Source organism: Vibrio sp. 10N.286.45.E10 (assembly GCF_002874195.2).
In the GTDB taxonomy this organism is placed as follows: Bacteria; Pseudomonadota; Gammaproteobacteria; order Enterobacterales; family Vibrionaceae; genus Vibrio; species Vibrio crassostreae.
In genome coordinates, this window is sequence record NZ_MCWD02000001.1 from 748520 (window position 1) to 762243 (window position 13724).

Sequence of the window (13724 nt, forward strand, 5' to 3'; positions counted from 1 at the left end):
AATATTAGCCTATATAGCAATTTAATTCCTAGTCGAATCTGTAAACTCTCTCCCTATAAATACTTTACTTATTAGGAGTGAGAGGAAATGAGCTCTCAATTAATGCTGGCGTTCTTGCTATTTTCAACATCAATTGCAATTACACCTGGGGCAGGCAATATCGCATTACTTGGGATTTCAAGTCGTTATGGGTTTGCTGCGACTTTACCTTTTATCTCTGGAAACGCTGTTGGCATCATCATCGTACTGGCGGGTTCCAGTGTCGGTTTGGTGAGCCTATTTACCCTTTACCCAGAGCTATACAACATTTTGAAATACGTGGGTGCGGCCTATTTGCTGTTCATGGCGTGGTCGATTGCGAATATGCAAATCGAAGAAAGCACCACCGACAATCGCTCGGGCTTTATGTCAGGCGTGCTGGTGCAGGTGTTAAACCCTAAAGGTTGGATTGCTTCATTAACTGTGTTTTCACAGTTCATCACCCCGAACGCGGACTACCTGATTCAAGTGGTGACCATTATCGCGGGTATGGTGATCACGGGTGTACCGTGCATGTTGGTGTGGGCGTATTGCGGCACCATGCTTAAAAAATTGCTTCAATCACCAAAACAGATGATGTTTGTGAACCGTTGCTTGGGTGGAAGTCTCGCGCTTGTTGTTGCTTTCATGCTTTATCAACCGGCATAGTTCAGAAAGAAAAAAACCACTCCTAAATCCATAGGAGTGGTGTCTAAATGTCGACTAAGTCGTTAACAGTAAAGAATTAAGTTAACAAATATTTAAGGAACTTGAGTTAAAAGCTTTTATGCCTAGAAGCTTTTAAGTTTTAAGATTAAGCGGTTTCAGCCTCTTTAACTGGAGCTGAGTTACGGATTAGGTGGTCAAATGCACCTAAACTTGCTTTGGCACCTTCACCCATCGCGATGATGATCTGTTTGTAAGGTACGGTTGTTACGTCACCCGCTGCAAATACACCTTTCATTGATGTTGCACCATGAGCGTTAATCTCAATCTCACCGCGTGGTGATAGTTCTACCTTCGTTCCCTTCAACCATTCGCTGTTTGGCATTAGGCCGATTTGAACAAAGATACCCGCGAGTTCAATCTGTTTCAGCTCATCGGTGTTGCGGTCTTTGTATTCCAGACCGGTTACGCGGTTGCCATCACCCAACACTTGTGTCGTTTGAGCCATCTTAATGATTTCGATGTTTGGCGTTGCGTTCGCTTTGTCGATAAGTACTTGGTCAGCGCGTAGCGTGTCTGCAAATTCAAGTACGGTTACGTGTTCCACGATACCTGCTAGGTCAATAGCGGCTTCAATACCTGAGTTACCGCCACCGATAACCGCTGTTTTCTTACCTTTGAACAGTGGGCCGTCACAGTGTGGGCAGTAAGCAACGCCTTTGTTGCGGTACTCTTGCTCGCCTGGAACGTTCATTTCACGCCAACGTGCACCCGTACTTGTGATGACAGTGCGAGCTCGCAGTGTTGCGCCGCTCTCTAGCTCAACGTGGATGTAGCCATCTTCCGTGTCTTCTGCAGCAATGATGTTGGCAGCGCGCTGCTCAGTCATTACTTCAACACCGTACTCTTTTACGTGCTCTTCCAGGCTAGCCACTAGCTTAGGACCCGTTGTCGCTTTCACTGAGATAAAGTTCTCAATCGCCATTGTATCCATTACTTGACCACCGAATCGGTCAGCAACCACACCTGTGCGAATGCCTTTACGTGCCGCATAAATTGCTGCTGAAGAACCTGCAGGGCCGCCGCCTACAACCAATACATCAAAGGGTGCTTGTTGGTTTAGATTAGCCGCTTTCTTTTCCGCTGCACCTGAATCAACCTTGTTCAGGATCTCTGCCAGTGACATACGACCTTGACCAAATAGCTCACCATTAACGAATACACTTGGTACTGCCATGATGTCGCGAGACTTCACTTCGTCTTGGAATGCTGCGCCATCAATCATTGTTGTCTTAACCAGAGGGTTAATCGCCGACATCATGTTGAATGCCTGAACCACTTCCGGACAGTTTTGGCACGATAGTGAGATAAAAATCTCTACATTAAGCTCTTGGTCGAGCTCTTTAATTTGTTCGATTACGTCAGCTTCAAGCTTGATAGGGTGATCACCACTGTGAAGCAGTGCTAGAACCAGTGACGTAAATTCGTGACCCATTGGCAAACCGGCAAAACCGATCGCGGTGCCTTTCTCTTGGTTCACGACCTGCATGATAGGGCGGCGAGTGCTTGCGCTATCATCTCGAGTCACTTCAATTTTATCTGTGAGAGAGGCGATATCATTCGCTAGGTCTTGAAGTTTGTTTGCGGTATCGCTGTCATCAAGGCTCAGCACTAACTGAACATTGGTTTTTAGGTTTTCTAGGTATGCTTTTAGCTGCTGCTTCATTGCTTGATCTAACATAATCGTGCCTGCTCTTAAATTCTGTGTCTTGGTATTGACCAATACCTTCTTGCTGAAAAAGGAAAATAAAAAAGGGGCGCAAGTCGGCAAATATTGTGGTGTTGATGCTTTGAAAGGGTGGCGCGCAACTGCCCTTTAGGAGGGAGGCCGAAGCGCGCCTGTAGAACCGTTTTATTTGTTCTTTTTAGCTATTCTTGTTAGCTAGGCTTAGATTAAATCTTACCTACTAGGTCTAGAGATGGTGCTAGTGTCTCTTCGCCTTCTTTCCATTTTGCTGGGCAAACTTCACCTGGGTTAGCGGCTACGTATTGTGCTGCTTTAACTTTGCGTAGTAGGTCTTCAGCGTCACGGCCGATACCTTCAGCAGTAATTTCCATTGCTTGGATAACGCCTTCTGGGTCGATTAGGAACGTAGCACGGTCTGCTAGGCCTTGACCTTCACGCATAACGTTGAAGTTGTTTGTGATGTTGCCAGTTTGGTCACCTACCATGAAGTATTCGATAGTGCCGATTTTGTCAGAAGTATCGTGCCATGCTTTGTGAGAGAAGTGCGTGTCAGTTGATACTGAGTAAACTTCTACGCCGCGAGATTGAAGCTCTGCGTATTTTTCTTGTAGGTCAACTAGCTCAGTTGGACATACAAACGTGAAGTCTGCTGGGTAGAAGAAGAATACAGCCCACTTGCCTTTAACGTCTTGCTCAGTGATTTCTACGAATTCGCCGTTTTTGAATGCTGTTGCGTTGAATGGTTTGATTTCTGTGTTGATCATGATTTGACTCTCTTTCTAATTTGTAGTGTTTAACGCTATCCCGCGTCGATGTAGATATATTGCATTGCCACCGAAAATTAGTGAAATCGGACATTTCTATAGATTCAATAGGCGAATCCTATCTTTGAAAGGAAAGGACTATCGGTAAAAGCTATCAACAAAAACTATTAACAAAAGCCATCAAACATCAGCACCCCCAATTTGAGTAGCTATGCTTTTTAGGTTGCTCTCTATTTAGGTAAGGGGAAGTACGGTTTCTTTACGCGAGTTGAGTTGAGTTGAGTTGTTATACCAAATTGTAAATAACAAAAAATTATCATTAATATAATTTATGATAATTTCAGTTAATCGTCGCATCTCCATATACTCTCTCCATCGAAACGAAACACCGAAGCTAATCTTCGGAAAGCACAGAATTAAAAACGAATTTGGAGCAAGTTATGAAAATGAATCACGTAGGCATCATGGTAGGCGACATGGACCAAGCAGTAGAGTTTTACACAAAGGCTCTAGGTCTAAGAGTTGTGATGAACAACACTAAAGTGATGGAAGAGCGCGAATCAGCAATCGGCCGTATGTGTATTGCTGTATTTGGCGAAGGCTTCAAAGGCTTCAACATCGCACACCTAGTAACATCTGATGGTATCGGTGTTGAACTGTTCGAAATGGTTGACCGTGAAGAGCGTCATAACGTTGATTTCTCTCGTCTAGGTATCTTCCACTTCTGTCTACAGCTTCCAAAAGAGCAGTTTGATTCAGCTATCAAACGTGTAGAAGAGTTTGGCGGTAAAGTACGTATGGATATTCACCGTTACCACCCAGAAGACGAACTAAAACAAGCACAAATGGTTTACCTAGAAGACCCGTTTGGCAACCTATTCGAATTCTACTCTCACTCATACGAAGATACGTACGCGACAGATTACGAGTAATCGCGTTACTGCCTTGCATAAGGTAGAAAACCGAAACACCCCCAAAGAGGATTGGTAGAGATACCAATCCTTTTTTGTGTTTGGATGATTGGCTGGGTGACTTATCTACATCAAGTATTCAAGAAAGATACAGATTTAAGGTGTTGTTAAATTTGACGTTTCTAAGATAAAACCTTTCATGAATATGACGAAATAAAGCGTTGTTCATGAAAACATTGCGCCATCATACCGAATGGTAGCCTTGGCTGAGCCGTGACTATACTCAGCATTATATTGCTAACCAATAACAACGAAAATAGAGAAAAATGCACAGATTAGCGCCCCCAAATTACATGAAAAAATCACATATTATCTTTACTGCTCTTATTCTTATGATATTAGCTGGATGCACCTCAACGTCGGCTGTCGGCAGTTCCAAAACAAAGGAATATGCCAAGTCACATGCTCTTGCTGGTAAAGCTTCTTGGTATGGCGATAAATTCCATGGAAGGCTCACAGCAAGTGGTGAGACGTATAATATGAATGCGAATACTGCGGCTCATAAAACCTTACCCTTCGGCACTATCGTGAGAGTGACCAATACAGACAATAACAAGTCGGTCGATGTGAAAATTAATGACCGAGGCCCTTACGTAAAAGGCCGAGTTATCGACCTTTCGCACAAGGCATTTGCAAAAATCGGCAATGTTAAGCAGGGCACCTTGCCTGTCAAAATCGAGATTGTTGATGACAGCAATACCTTCAGGTACAAACACTAATTGCCTCTGAGCCTGAACTGGTTAGTGAAACTTAAGGATTGGTAGAGATACCGATCTTTTTTGTTTAGGGCCATTCTTAACTTTGTTTCAAGTAGTAAGGAATAGATGATTAATAAAAGATAATTGCACTAGATAAAGTTACATTCATTTTTATCGCGATGTGATCAATACATCATATGGTTGTATTGAAAATCTATATATTGCTTCACGAGTAAGTGTCAACCTACTTTGAAAACAATAACAATAACAATATTAACCGTTAGGTGTCGATCGAAATGAAAATGAAGAAGCTTATGCTTTGTGGGCTTGCCGTTGGCTTAGTTGGTTGCGGTGGGAGTAGCGGTAGTGACAACAGTGGAGGAGATTCCAATATTTCTTCTATTTCAGGGAAGGTTATTGATGGCTATATTATTGGGGCTACGGTTTATCTCGACCTGAATTTCAATAATGAGTTGGATGCCAATGAACCTAGTGTTGTCACTAAAGAACAGGGCGATTTTAGTTTAGATATACCATCAACTTATCGTGAGTGCGCGCAATACGTTCCTATTGTGGTAGATGTTCCGGAAGGTGCTATCGATACTGATTTTCCTGATACTCCAATTGAAGACGCTTATACGATGGTAATACCTCCTCAATATGCGTTGAGTACAGATGAAGAGCTATACAACTTAACACCATTAACCTCTGTGGTTTGGAATGAAGTAGAAAAAGAGTTACGCGAAAGTACTTCTCAGGAGCTTTCTTGTGAGTCTTTGCTAGAAGAACAAGAGCTGAGAGACGACATAGCTGAACGTCTAACTGAGCAAGAACTTCACGTTGCTCGTCGCTACAACATCACAGTAGATGAATTGTATGGTGATTATATTGAGTCTAGTAATGATGAAGTGCATCAAATTGCTCAAGATATTGTTCCCGGATTACAAAAGTCATACGCAGATACACGGGAACTAATCAATCAATACCCAGAAGCAGACTTTGCTTGGGTCGAATACTTCATGGGCAAATGGGATAGTTCTAATAACAACTATAAGGATGTCTGGTATCGCTACCAATTCGTGCAAATGTCTAACGGTAACTCTGAGTCAGAAACTCATGTAATGTCTGATGATCTCAATAGTAAAGTTCAGCTTCATGATAGGCACTCAATGGAAACAACGGTTCGAGATGGCGTTAATATTGAAAAAACGATATCTATGGATATGGCCAGCAGTGACTACTATTGCTCTGTGAGTGAATGGCTGGAGACTATCTCTCAGGATTCGTCAGGGGTTCGTAACACCGTATATGGCCAAGCTGGAGACTGGAGTGATTGTAGTAGCCTTATTTTAAGTAATACTTTCACGGTTCAGGCTTTAGTTACGAAAGATTATGATGGTTCTGATCTTACTAGTTATTCAGAGCACAGTTATGACGATGGCAACGATAGCGGGTTCAGTCACCTGATTGGCGTCACAGACACTATCACTGCATCAGATTTAACTCCTGTTCGTAATGTGATTGATACCGACTTCTATAGTGAAGAAGGGCATGGTGCGGATTCCTGGTCTCGCGTGAAAAATGAGTTTAGAGAAAATCCGACTCAAGTGATGACTAGCCATAATAGTGATGGGGGCTGGGAACGTCTCACAAATTATAAAGACGGCACTCATAAAACGGAATGTGGTATGTCTGAATCTGATTTGTCAGAGGCTAACTGTTCAAGCTAAACCTATTTAGCATTCGGTTTTCCGTTTGAAGTGCAAGAGCATAACATTCATACATATACTATAAAGGCTGCTTTCGCAGCCTTTTTTGTGCTTTCTTCTAATCAAATTCCGATAAGATTCTCTAATTTTTAGTATTTGGCTTACGTGTTTTTCCTTAATTTAAATCAGTGGCTTAAATTTGATTTCACTGAGTTTCATTAAAATTCATTGTGAAATAATGAAAAGCTGACCTAATCCCAAATCATGTGTAGCTTGGCTAACAATGGGAAAGGGTAGGGGAATTACATTTCGTTACTGATTGAAGTAAATCTGAAACATAGCTGACACGATTCTGAAATTTTTGAGGGCTAGCGTATGGAGTTCTAAAACGAATCCAAATAAGGAAATACCCGTGAAGCTAACACCTGTCGTTGCCGCCGTAATCATGTATTTCAGTTCAGCAAGTTTTGCTTTTAGTTTGCAACAATCTGCCAATGAAAACAGTGAAGATCTCGTATGGACCGGGCATCTTAGCCCAGATAGCGACACTGTTATGTCTGCGATGCTTGCGGCTCATGTCTATGGTGGTACGGCGACAGTGCCTGAGCCTATCAACCCTGAATCGACGTTTATCTTGAACTACTGTAATGCGGAATCACCACGTATAGAGACAGATTACTCTTCATATCGAGTAGGGCTGGTGGACTTCAACCAAGTGACTCAACTAGCGCCAACCATCGATCAATCATCCATTGTTGCTGTGGTTGATCATCACGCTATTGGTGGCTCACCGATTAACACCCCACAAATTGTCGAGATGGATATCCGAGGTTGGGGTTCAGCTGCCACTATTTTGGCTGATAACGCTGAAAAGCTCGATGTGACTTTACCTAAGCACCTTGCTTGTGTCGGCTTAGGCGCGATTCTCTCTGATACTGTGGTATTCCAATCGTCAACCACCACTGAGCATGATCGTGAATATGCAGAGAAGTTGGCGAAGGTTGCAGGCATTTCGGATATCGAAGGTTTCGGCCAACAAATGTTGATTGCTAAATCAGACCTTAGCCACCTTTCTTCTGAAACCATTCTGACTCTGGATTACAAAAACTTTAAATATGGTGGCAAACAGGTGGGCATCGGTGTCGCTGAAACGCTAACCGCTCAACAACTGATTGACCGTAAAGACGAGCTTTTGGCGGCAATGAAGTCTTATAAAGAAGAGAACGGCTTAGATCATCTGTTCTTCTCAATCACAGATACCAAGAACAAAGAAGCGAACCTATTGTGGGTGGACGAAAGCGATTATCAAGTCATCAAGTCGGCTTTCAACGCTGAACCAACCAGCGACATGCTAACTCTGGAAGGCGTCACTTCTCGCAAGCGTCAGATTGGCCCAGCGGTTCAAAAGGCAATTGAGAGTTTGTAAGTAATAAGAGAGTTTGGAGGAGGGATTGGTAGAGATACCAGTCCCTTTTTGTTCTGGGGAGAGCTAAAACCACACATTATTATAGTGTGAGCAATCACGTTAATTTGATAATGGGTCCATGTTGTTTATCTTGCCCAAATATCAAACTTGATGTGTATTAAAGATTAAATGTCCATTTGTGTTAATGTTCGGTCATCAACATCTATATGGTATACGGTGAAGTTTTGGCTAGACGTGGTAGTGGTTTAAGAACAGCGATTAGAGTTGTTAAAGCTATAGATAAAGCAAACAAGCGTTCTATACGGGAATCTGAAAAGCGCCGTAAAGCAGCTGAACGTGAAGAATTACGAGTTGAGCGTGAAAGGATACGCCGGTTAAAAGACGTTGAACGAACTGAGAAAAAGAGAGCCTCAGAAGTAAAAAGAGCGTTTAAAGAGTCCTTGGTTGAAGCGAAAGATGAATACAACGATCGCTGTCTTGAACGATCTTCATTAAGAAAACAATTTGTCAAAGAGGTTTTAAAGTAAATGGATAATAATTTACTAATAGTTGTCGTTTCCGCCGCAGTGTTAATTATCTTGACCTATATCCTAACTAAAAATAGTGCCAACAAAAAAGTAGCGGAATATAAGTCAATCGATGAGGCACTTAAGCTCATAAAAAACGAACTACATGTGGTGAAGACTGAATCTGAACAAGCAGCGAGAGAACTAGATTCTATATTCAATGAGACTGAATCGTTGAGGGCTCTTCAGAAAAATGAGAATACAATTGCTGAGAGTTTAGCTCAAAAAACAAAAGAACTTGAAGCTGTGGAACTAGGTATCGAAGATAGTAAATCTTCATTTGAGATGAATACTAAGGCTCTTGATGAACTCATGGGTAAGCTTGACTTATATTCTCGAATTGATGAGTACACTTCATGTGGTCATTTTGAAATGCCACAATATTTGTACGAGACGTCAGTTCGCTTTGCTGAAGAAATTAAGGAAGTTAGGCAATCACAAAAAGAGATGATCAAAGATAAAACTGCGATTATTTATCCAAGCTACACGGTTATCTCTAATGATACTGCTTACAATAGAAAAATCCTAGATGCACAAGTTAAGTTAATGCTGACAGCGTTTAATTCAGAATGTGACTTCTTAATAGGAAAAGTGTCGCCAAGTAGCTTTGCTCGAACATTAGAACGCATAGAGAAGCTAGCTAATAATATTGAAAAACTTTGTGCTACTTTTGAATGCGGCTTTAATTTGGATTATATCGAATTAAAATTTGAGGAGTGCAAGCTCCAATATCAATACATGCTCAAGAAAGAAGAAGAGCAAGTTGAACAGAAATTAATTAAAGAGCAGATTCGTGAAGAACAGCGAGCTATAAAGGAGTTCCAAAAAGCAATTGCTGATGCTGAAAAAGAAGAAAAGATGTATCGCAAGATGCTTGAAAAGGCACGTGAAGAATTAAATGATGCTTCAGATGAAGAGAAAGAGCTTATGGAGCGTCGAATAGCAGAGCTGCAAACTCGACTCGAAGAAGCTGAATCTAAAGAACAACGAGCTAAGAGCATGGCTGAACAAACTAGAAAAGGGCATGTTTACGTGATTAGTAACATCGGCTCATTTGGTGAAGATGTCTATAAAATTGGTTTAACGAGAAGACTTGAGCCAATGGATCGCGTTAAAGAACTAGGGGATGCAAGTGTACCATTCTCTTTTGATGTCCACGCTATGATTTATGCCGATGATGCTCCTGCTTTAGAGGCGGCTTTACATAGAGAGTTTCATACTCAACGTGTAAACGCGGTTAATACCCGCAAAGAGTTTTTCCAAGTTGATTTGGAATCTATACAAGAAGCTGTAGAAAAAATTGCTGGCTTTGAAGCTGAGTTTAAAATGACGGCTACCGCAGAAGACTATTATGAAAGCTTAAGACTCCAAGATGCAGCGTAAACATAATCGAGCTAAGATATCTTAGCTCGATTTTTTGACTTAGAGTATTTCGGTTTACCCAAAAAAATGGAACGTCTGAGCGTTCCATTTTTCGTATCTGATTACCTTAAACTTGCTCGCTAGGGTGTCCCCACATTCGCTCACTTGCGTAAGGGTCAGAGATGCTTGAAGTCGATTCACCCACGCCGTCTAATGCGCCTAAAGGTAGATCAATTTTCTTGTTCTGCTCTTAACCAAAACTCGGACAGATCTTCAAACAGATCATCATTATTCAAAATACTCAGATGGTTTTCGTTGTAACCACGAATTTGGTCCGCATTCAATTGGGCAGGTCGTGATAACTGGCTTGATAAATTGATCACACCATCGTTGCTTTTGGTATTGAACAGCTCACCTGAGTTATAGCCAAACGCGAGAAAATGTGGGGTGTGGTTTTCATCGTGTTCAGAAAATAAGTCAGCGATAAATTGGCCGTCGGGGTTTAGATCTACCCAAGCTGGCATCACGACAGGGGAGTACTCTATGCCTTGCTTCGCTGAAGCAACACCGCCGAAAGGGGAAGAGATAGTGGTGATGCTGCTAACAAAATCACACAGCTGACCGATACGGCACTGACGAAGACTGTTGGTGGCCACCAACCCGCCCATACTATGTGCCACAACATGTAATTGTTGAATTTTGTATTCCGTTAACACCGTGTGCATGAGGTTATTCAGGCCTTTGGAGTTCAATGCCAGAGACAAGCCTGAAGGATAGTTAAAGACCCAGATCTGATATTTAGATTGGTCGACTTTTTCAATCAGTGGGGCAAAATCTAACGCAGTGGCGTTGATGCCATGCACAAACAAGATCGGGATTTTATTTGGGTCATATTCAGATAGAAAATAGAGTCCGGCTTTGTCTTCAAGTAAGAATGTGAGTGGCTGCCACATACCGAGTTTTGCATTGCCTGTCTCAAAAGGGGGATCCGATAGATCCACCACGGTGCCTATGTCGACGAGGTCTAACTCAATTTTCAGTAGTGAGGATAATGAGCGATCAACAAAGGCGCTTGGGACTTCATTTTCATTAACTTCTAGGGATACTTCTATTGTGGATTTGTCTTGATGGTTACGAAGGTTAATGACACTGAATGCTTCGTCTGCTTGTAGGGTTAAGTCTTGATTTTTATCTTTAAAGACAAGTAGGTAATGGATGTTGTTCGATAGCTGTAAGTCGATACGGTCACTAGCGATTATTCCGTCGTAACCATCCACTTCGCTTTTATTGATGTCTTTGATTTGCTCAATCACCACGGCCGAACCTGAGGCGGGTTGGCTCAAAATGAGTTGGTATTGGTTGGTAATGGAGTCGATCGCATCTATCTCATGGGATAGGTTTCTAAAGTTACTGCAACCTGATAGCACTGAACTGAGTAACAGGGCTGAACTGAAAAATAGTGCAGTAAGTAATAGCTTCATTCAATTTCATCCTTAAATCGACTCGTTCCATCATTGAATCAATAGTCTGTGTTTAATAGTAGCAATAAAACAACGCTTAACAAAAAGGCAAGCAAGCGACTAAAAAGGTCGCTTGCTTGCCTTGGAGGTTTAGTTACACAGTGAGTAATTTGAGCACTAAAGCGTGTTTTTATACACTTTGCCGTCTTTCATGATCAGTTTCTGTGTATCGGTGTTAGCAACACATGCCACGCCTTCCAGTGGGTTACCGTCGATGATCAATAGGTCGGCATATGCCCCTTCAACGATTTGGCCTAGTTTGCCTTCTTGGTAAGGGTGTTGGTAAGTCGACATTTCGAACAAGCGTCCACAATTTGATGTCGCCATACGAAGTGCAGTGATGGTATCGAACACTTGTTCAATCGCACCGAGTTCATTCAGCTGAGTGGCATGCACATTGGTTTCGCCGACACAATCGGTACCAAAGGCGATGTTTCGAATGTCGTATTTCTTAATCAACTCTGCTGACTTGAACATGGCTTTACCCACGCGCTCTGTCTTGCGGTATGTCTCTTCGTTTGGCAGAGGGATCTTACGCTCTGCAATCAATGAAGAAGTAAAGTAAGACGGGATCACCCAAATACCTTTCTCTTTGATGATCTCGGCGATCTCGTCATCCATGATGGTAGCGTGTTCGAAAGACATGACGCCCGCTTCAGCTGCTCTGCGCATCGCATCGGAAGTATGGATGTGCGCGGCAACATAAGTACCGTAATCTGAAGCGGCTTGTACAGCGGCTTCCATTTCGTCAGAAGTAAATTGCAATGTGTCTAGTGGGTCGAAGGTCGATGATGCACCACCACCGGCCATGATCTTGATTTGCGACGCGCCCATAAACAGTTGTTCACGTACTGCTTTCAATACTTCTGAACGACCATCGGCCACTCGCATCGCGCCTAGCTTCATCATTGGCGAGTCTTCGTGTCCATTCGCTAAACGTTCTTGAGCTTGGTTTTGGCGGTAATCTGAGTGACCGCTGGTTTGTGAAATTGCCGCCATTGAAGGAAGAATACGTGGACCAGTCGCGTAGCCGTTATCGATACTTTTCTTAAGGCCAAGCGTGTTACCCGCTACATCACGAATGGTGGTAAAGCCGCGCATCAGCATCTCTTCTGAAATCTTCGCCGAGCGAATCGCCACTTCTTCACGTGTCATGGTATCAATCACATTGAAAGGTGCAGATAGCGTGATATGAACGTGCGCATCAATCAAACCTGGCATTACCGTGCCACCCTGAGCATCGATAATTTCATCCGCTAACGTTGTATCAACCTCGCCAATTTGTGTAATCAAGTTGTCTTCAATAAGAATTGATACGTTCTTGATTAGGTTGTTATCAACACCGTTAAATACGTTCGCGTTAGTGATTAGCTTTTTCATAGTCTGCACCTTTTGGAAATGAGAGTGTGTCGCTGATGGAGTTATCTTATGGCGGGCAGTATTTGAAAAATGGCCATTTGGTGACAAGCAATGATGAGAGTTATCTTTTGGTGCATTTCTATATTTTTGAAAATTGCTTTATAGAGGGAAGCGAATTATTGGTGTGAGAAATGATGAATCGATAAAAACTAATAATTTCGAATGGAATGGTTGTGGTGTCATCAAATGGTAAGTTTTGCTTCGATTCGAACGCTAAGATGTATTTCAAATCGAGGTTACTTATCCAATTAGAGAGAAACAGAATGACTAAATCAGACAAAGTTTACGGATTCAATACACCACAACGTCTATTCGTTGGTTACACGTTAGCTGTGCTGGTGGACTTAGTGGTTCTTAACTTCTTTGATGAGTACTGGGACTTTGTAAACATTGAATCTTTCACTATCTCTTTGATTGCGGCGTTGTTGTTGCAGTTGTTGTTGAAGCTCTCTATTGGTTTAGAGCACAAGATTGCTGAGCACTTCAAAAGCAAGCCGGGCACCGCACCTAAGGTTTACCGAGCAATCACCACTTGAATCATTTTAGTGGGTTCAAAATTCGTGATGCTAGAAGCGATTAACTTGTTGTTCGGTGAGAAGGTGAGCTTTACTGGTCCTTGGAATGGTGTGGTTGCGTTCTTTGCTGTGGTATTTACGATTCTGATTGCCGAAGTGATTGTATCGAAGATCTACTTTGCTCTTGATGATAAGCAAGACGCAAACTTGAATGAAAAGACAGCGTAAGCGAAAGTTGAATAGAAATCGGGAGTTTGAAACGAACTCTCAACTGAGAAGGGTTAGCAGTTTTGCTAGCCCTTTTTGGTTTCTGTTTACCTGCATTCCATTTATCGATTTCTTA

11 protein-coding genes and 1 pseudogene are annotated in these 13724 nt (G+C 42.3%); 8 read left to right on the forward strand and 4 right to left on the reverse strand.

Going from position 1 to position 13724, the window contains the following annotated elements:
- The first annotated feature begins 87 nt into the window (after positions 1–87).
- On the forward strand, positions 88–687 hold the full coding sequence (locus BCU34_RS03305; RefSeq protein WP_102277316.1) for a LysE family translocator: 600 nt from the start codon (positions 88–90) through the stop codon (positions 685–687).
- A 145-nt stretch (positions 688–832) separates the two neighbouring features.
- Here the strand turns inward: BCU34_RS03305 and ahpF are convergent, their stop codons facing one another.
- Together ahpF and ahpC are read right to left on the reverse strand one after the other, a co-directional pair.
- Entirely contained in the window at positions 833–2425 is a 1593-nt protein-coding gene (gene ahpF / locus BCU34_RS03310) for an alkyl hydroperoxide reductase subunit F (protein ID WP_102432866.1), read from the reverse strand.
- Between the two features lie 212 nt (positions 2426–2637).
- Entirely contained in the window at positions 2638–3195 is a 558-nt protein-coding gene (gene ahpC / locus BCU34_RS03315; protein ID WP_017629768.1) for an alkyl hydroperoxide reductase subunit C, read from the reverse strand.
- Positions 3196–3635: 440 nt separating this feature from the next.
- On the opposite strand from ahpC, the gene BCU34_RS03320 reads away from it, so the two are divergent.
- The 6 genes from BCU34_RS03320 to BCU34_RS03345 all read left to right on the forward strand — a co-directional run bounded on the left by BCU34_RS03320 (position 3636) and on the right by BCU34_RS03345 (position 9948).
- Positions 3636–4127, forward strand: coding sequence for a VOC family protein (locus BCU34_RS03320; RefSeq protein ID WP_102300459.1), 492 nt, complete (start codon positions 3636–3638; stop codon positions 4125–4127).
- Between the two features lie 305 nt (positions 4128–4432).
- Positions 4433–4885 carry a septal ring lytic transglycosylase RlpA family protein gene (locus tag BCU34_RS03325; RefSeq protein WP_102480192.1) on the forward strand — a complete coding sequence of 151 codons (453 nt, stop codon included), beginning with the start codon at positions 4433–4435 and terminating at the stop codon, positions 4883–4885.
- Between the two features lie 275 nt (positions 4886–5160).
- Positions 5161–6594, forward strand: a complete 1434-nt coding sequence (locus BCU34_RS03330; protein WP_048658240.1) for a hypothetical protein — start codon at positions 5161–5163, stop codon at positions 6592–6594.
- Between the two features lie 391 nt (positions 6595–6985).
- Positions 6986–7999, forward strand: a complete 1014-nt coding sequence (locus BCU34_RS03335; protein ID WP_102432864.1) for a manganese-dependent inorganic pyrophosphatase — start codon at positions 6986–6988, stop codon at positions 7997–7999.
- Between the two features lie 224 nt (positions 8000–8223).
- A complete protein-coding gene (locus tag BCU34_RS03340) occupies positions 8224–8526 on the forward strand; it encodes a hypothetical protein (RefSeq protein WP_102432885.1) in 303 nt (100 codons plus the stop codon).
- Positions 8527–9948, forward strand: coding sequence for a DUF4041 domain-containing protein (locus tag BCU34_RS03345; protein WP_102432863.1), 1422 nt, complete (start codon positions 8527–8529; stop codon positions 9946–9948).
- A gap of 209 nt (positions 9949–10157) precedes the next feature.
- Here BCU34_RS03345 and BCU34_RS03350 read toward each other — a convergent pair whose 3' ends face one another.
- A complete protein-coding gene (locus BCU34_RS03350) occupies positions 10158–11408 on the reverse strand; it encodes a lipase family alpha/beta hydrolase (protein ID WP_102432862.1) in 1251 nt (416 codons plus the stop codon).
- 156 nt (positions 11409–11564) lie between these two features.
- Entirely contained in the window at positions 11565–12827 is a 1263-nt protein-coding gene (locus tag BCU34_RS03355) for a metal-dependent hydrolase family protein (protein WP_102432861.1), read from the reverse strand.
- Positions 12828–13129: 302 nt separating this feature from the next.
- Here BCU34_RS03355 and BCU34_RS03360 point away from each other — a divergent pair.
- Positions 13130–13609 (forward strand): annotated as a pseudogene (locus BCU34_RS03360) (hypothetical protein).
- Positions 13610–13724: the final 115 nt, after the last annotated feature.

What these genes read in the sequence shown, in the direction of transcription:
- BCU34_RS03305 (WP_102277316.1), top strand. Translation starts at nt 88, where the DNA reads ATGAGCTCTCAATTAATGCTGGCGTTCTTGCTATTTTCAACATCAATT.
- ahpF (WP_102432866.1), bottom strand. Translation starts at nt 2,425, where the DNA reads ATGTTAGATCAAGCAATGAAGCAGCAGCTAAAAGCATACCTAGAAAAC.
- ahpC (WP_017629768.1), bottom strand. Translation starts at nt 3,195, where the DNA reads ATGATCAACACAGAAATCAAACCATTCAACGCAACAGCATTCAAAAAC.
- BCU34_RS03320 (WP_102300459.1), top strand. Translation starts at nt 3,636, where the DNA reads ATGAAAATGAATCACGTAGGCATCATGGTAGGCGACATGGACCAAGCA.
- BCU34_RS03325 (WP_102480192.1), top strand. Translation starts at nt 4,433, where the DNA reads ATGCACAGATTAGCGCCCCCAAATTACATGAAAAAATCACATATTATC.
- BCU34_RS03330 (WP_048658240.1), top strand. Translation starts at nt 5,161, where the DNA reads ATGAAAATGAAGAAGCTTATGCTTTGTGGGCTTGCCGTTGGCTTAGTT.
- BCU34_RS03345 (WP_102432863.1), top strand. Translation starts at nt 8,527, where the DNA reads ATGGATAATAATTTACTAATAGTTGTCGTTTCCGCCGCAGTGTTAATT.
- BCU34_RS03350 (WP_102432862.1), bottom strand. Translation starts at nt 11,408, where the DNA reads ATGAAGCTATTACTTACTGCACTATTTTTCAGTTCAGCCCTGTTACTC.
- BCU34_RS03355 (WP_102432861.1), bottom strand. Translation starts at nt 12,827, where the DNA reads ATGAAAAAGCTAATCACTAACGCGAACGTATTTAACGGTGTTGATAAC.